The following is a 4065-nucleotide window of genomic DNA, read 5'->3' on the forward strand; positions in this document are numbered from 1 at the left end:
AATGCGACATGTCTTTTAGGTAAGTGATAGCCCTTTTCTGAATCTGGTTCAACTTCTCCAGACGGCTATTTTCCTTCTTCAATCCGGCATTTTCTTTCTGCAGTTCCTGTTTTTCTCGAAGAGTGGCATCCAATTCACGCTGAAGCCGCGTATTTTGCATTTTAAGGGCTTCTGAAGCCATTGCCAGGGTTTTCATGTTGTCGAAGTCCTCAACGGGCAATTTGACGTTCTTACGGTCAAATACGCCTGCTTTCTCGCCTTCGATGCCCTCAACCGACTTAGAGGACTCCACCGCCTTTACAAGCCCTTGTACGCCCTTCTGGAGCTTTTCACGTTCGGCCGTGTATTTCTTCTCCAAATCCACGATTTTTGTATCTAATTCCTGTATCTGCTCTTTTTTCTCTTTGAAATCATTTACGTCTTTAAATTCATTCGTGCCGACGAGTTCCCGTTCGATCCCACGCTCTTTCAGCATATTTTCTAGCAACAGCACTTCACGGTTTCGCCAGTCCTCAAATGGCCGTTCCTTATTCAGCGTTTTGTCCTGCTGAGTAATGGCTTTGTCGAAGGACACCTGCTTGTCCATTCCTCGCTGATAGCCCGTAGCCACCGGAACAAAATTCAAGTGCATATGCGGACTGGCTTCGTCGTTATGAATGACCGCATTGTAAACTTTCAGATTCGGATTCCGTTCTTCGAATTTGTCGAACCACTCTTTCAGAATTTCATTCGCCATTTTCCGATTTTCCGGATTATCTTGAAAATGGTCTTTGTCTCCGACCTGCAAAATCATTTCCTGCTGCACGCTCGTTTTCTTGCTGGCTTTTACTTGGTCATAGTAATTTTTGATTTTCCGATCGCTGCGTTTTTGCTTGGCATTGTAATCTGCCTGCGCCTGTCCAAATTCGGTTTTATAAAGCTCCTTCAAACTTTTCTGCACGAGGTATTGATTAGCCCCCGAACGAGAAAAATCAATATGCGAATTCTGCTCTTTATCCTTGTCATTGAATATTCGATTGTTGTGGTTGATGTTCGTTTTTGCTGTGTCTTTTTTCAGCGAAATACTCATGCCCATACCCGACTCACCCCATTGCCCCAATGCTACCATAAACGTTTGTTACTTTGCCAAAGTAACCTTTTCTGTATAGTGACACGTTGTGTGCACTATGAAAAGGCTCTCCGAGGGTAAAAGCCGTTGGGCGAGTCGCCCAAATGCCTGACGTTGTCAGTCAACAAGACCTTGGGCCTTGCCCAAACCCACGAGGGAAAAACTTCCCCTCGACCCCATCCCAAAAGCTCCCCCCCAGCCCCCTCAATTTTGAGGGGGAGTTCCCTCGCCGGTAGGCAGGTTCTCACGGTGGACGTGAGAACCAGAGACAGGGTGCAGATCGACTTCACGTATCCACTCCTTAAATTCCTTCCACTGCGTTCCAGTCAGACATTTACCGTGGACACTTACCGTCAATCTACTGCTCTGGCCAAATAAAAAAGGAGAGTAGCGAATGCCCTCTCCCTTTTTCACATATCCAGTTATTTGCCAACACTTCAACGGAAAAACAGACTATAAACAACGTAGCCTATTATCAACACTATGATTAATAGCGCCATTCCTTTCCAACCCATATCACCAGAAATGTCCTGCAAATTACCGCTTTCTCCTCTGCTCATTCCATCTCGCAAAGAACCCGTAGGATTATTTTTTAATTCTTTTTGTCTTAAACGTTCTCTTTGTTCTTCTGGTCTTTCTTTCGAACTCATAAGATGGTCACCTCCTTTTTTTGGGGTCACTTTCTTTCTTGAATACCATCGCTAATACATCAAGCCGTTTCGTAATTTCCTCATCCGGCAGATGTTTTTCCAACAGCGAAAGAATCGAATCCAATTCCACTTGCGTAAATCCCAGGTACACCCGGTTATTTTCAATTCGGTCAAATTGAATCATAATCAGACCTCCGTCTCCAAAAGTTCTGCCACTATCCTTTTCAATCTCGCAAGTGCAATGTCATCCATCTCATACCACAATTGCAACATCGGCATTTCATCTAAAGTAAAAACCAAAAAACTTTCATGGAATTCATCCATTTCTTGAATATAAACTCTATCTTCAGCTAAATCATGCAGAGCAACATAGCACTCTATGTCATGACAATCTTCATCTTTATTCTTAAATTCAACAATATTTTCATCTAGCAGCCCCACTAAAGTTTGTGTTTTTGGGTTGTAATAATAATCTTTCCCCATTACTCCACCCCATCACTTTCTTCGATGAGTTCTGCCTGTTTGTTGAATTCCTCAAACTCTTCTGGAGACAACTCACGCAACTTGCTGTCGTATTTCGAGCCTTTCCAAAGTGAACGGAGCAAATGCGTATAGACATCCTCGTTTTTTTCTTTTAATCGGTCTAAATCGCCTTTTTCGTACTTTTTGGCGTAATCGCTCATCATTCCGGAAAACACCAGCAATTGACGCCCTTTCAAGGCTTTATAGAACGTGTCAAACACAGTTTCGCTGTGGTATAAGTCGCTTCCCTTTGCCGAATACTTCGCAATTTCCAAGACCGCATTGGAATTGGCAGAATCCTGAACTTTCTTGACGTCTACTTGCGTAATTGACTTGTCTTCCATGCATTCTTGCCACATTTCCAACCATTTTTTCTTGCTGAGGAAATCGCTTGGCTTGTTAAAATAGCTTTTGTTCACGACCACAATCGCATGGACGTGAGGATTGTATGTATTGTAAGTCGGATTCGGATCCCCGACCTTCAACCCACGCATTTCAAAATAATCCTTCTTACGCTTGAAAACTTTTTCCGTAATGTATTGTTCCTGGTCTGTCGTCACTTCAATTTTCCGAACGTAGCCTTTCACCACACGCTGTACGTTCCGTCTTCGAAATAATTTACTGACTGCTTTGTTGAACCGGTCCAGTTCCTCGATTAATTCCCCAGCTCCACAGTTAGGTGAAGTCAGCGTCAGAAATAAAAATTCCTTGCCTTCGATTTCCTTCACAGCTTTCAACATAACTGATAGTTTGATGGCATCTTTTTTCGCCGTTTTCCATGTACAGATAGGACAGAACCGATTTTCACAAGCATTGGTCTTATGCACTCGCTTCACGCTCATTTCTGCATTGGTTAGATGCGAAATATAATCGCTACAGGTTTCGAACCGCACAATCGATTTGATCGGCACATGTTTTTCCATGTACGCGGCTCCTTTTCGATTTAAATCTTTTTTTGGCGCGTATTTTTCTGTTATATCTTTGCCAAGCTTGGTTTGCTTAAAGGCTTTTTTGTTGTTTATAGTATCTTGATTTTTGGGCATAAATGTTGTAAAGTCACAAGTGAGCAATATAAATTTAATAAGTCCAAAGTGACTTGTCCTCCCCTCTGATTTTAAACTTTTGTGTGGTAACTTAAGCTTAACTTTCAGACGGAAAAAGGGCAAGTCTCTTTTTTTTGGATTCGTATCCTTTAAATCACTTTTTTTTAAGAGCTAAAACCCTTGAGGGCGTAAGAGCGAAGACCTACTAACGCCATTATTTTCGCGCGAAAATAATGACGTTAGTTATCAAGATAGAAAAAACACACAAAAAAAGCCCCCAAAAACGGGCTTTTTTTTAGTTCAAAAACACACAAAAAAGCCCTCAAAAAATCCAGAGGGCTTTTCACTTATTCTTCTTCTTTTTTCATTTTTCATTTTTGTTTTTTTTTTTTTTTTTTTTAAAAAAAAAAACTTTTAAAATCTAAAGTCTAAAAAATTTATACAAAGATTATACAAAAGTTATACAAATATTACCTCTCGTGTTCGATGTCTTTCGACCTTCTTTTTGGCATAGCCATCTTCTCTTTTTCTTTTTCAACTTCTTTTTGTTTTTCTTTTTCGTCATGAGCATCAAACATGGCTTTTGCCCCTTCTTTTTCTTCGTCCGGAATCACTTCAAACATTTCTTCACGTGCCCCATTTTTGTATTCATGCAGCAAAGCCGCAGCCCGTACTTTCCCAACAAAATTCGTCATATCCTCTTTGCTTACACCCAAAAACTTCTCTGAATTCTTTTTTATCA

At 41.1% G+C, this 4065-nt stretch carries 6 protein-coding genes; all 6 read right to left on the bottom strand.

The window, feature by feature from the left end; all coding sequences use genetic code 11:
* A partial coding sequence (locus tag QMA04_RS18065) for a plasmid recombination protein (RefSeq protein ID WP_290187265.1) occupies positions 1–1075 on the bottom strand: 1075 nt, incomplete at its 3' end.
* Positions 1076–1545: 470 nt separating this feature from the next.
* The gene (locus QMA04_RS18070) at positions 1546–1758 is read right to left on the bottom strand and encodes a DUF6366 family protein (protein ID WP_191716986.1); all 213 of its coding nucleotides are present in this window, start codon (positions 1756–1758) and stop codon (positions 1546–1548) included.
* Between the two features lie 7 nt (positions 1759–1765).
* Complete coding sequence (locus tag QMA04_RS18075) at positions 1766–1942, bottom strand: hypothetical protein (protein WP_191716987.1); 177 nt, start codon at positions 1940–1942, stop codon at positions 1766–1768.
* 2 nt (positions 1943–1944) lie between these two features.
* Positions 1945–2241, bottom strand: a complete 297-nt coding sequence (locus QMA04_RS18080) for a hypothetical protein (protein WP_290187266.1) — start codon at positions 2239–2241, stop codon at positions 1945–1947.
* A complete protein-coding gene (locus QMA04_RS18085) occupies positions 2241–3203 on the bottom strand; it encodes a protein rep (protein WP_290187267.1) in 963 nt (320 codons plus the stop codon). Before QMA04_RS18085 ends, QMA04_RS18080 begins: the two co-directional genes overlap by 1 nt.
* Positions 3204–3793: 590 nt before the next feature.
* A partial coding sequence (locus QMA04_RS18090; RefSeq protein WP_290187268.1) for a hypothetical protein occupies positions 3794–4065 on the bottom strand: 272 nt, incomplete at its 5' end.

Origin of the sequence: Planococcus sp. APC 3900, assembly GCF_030407735.1 — a bacterium.
Classification (GTDB): domain Bacteria; phylum Bacillota; class Bacilli; order Bacillales_A; family Planococcaceae; genus Planococcus; species Planococcus notacanthi.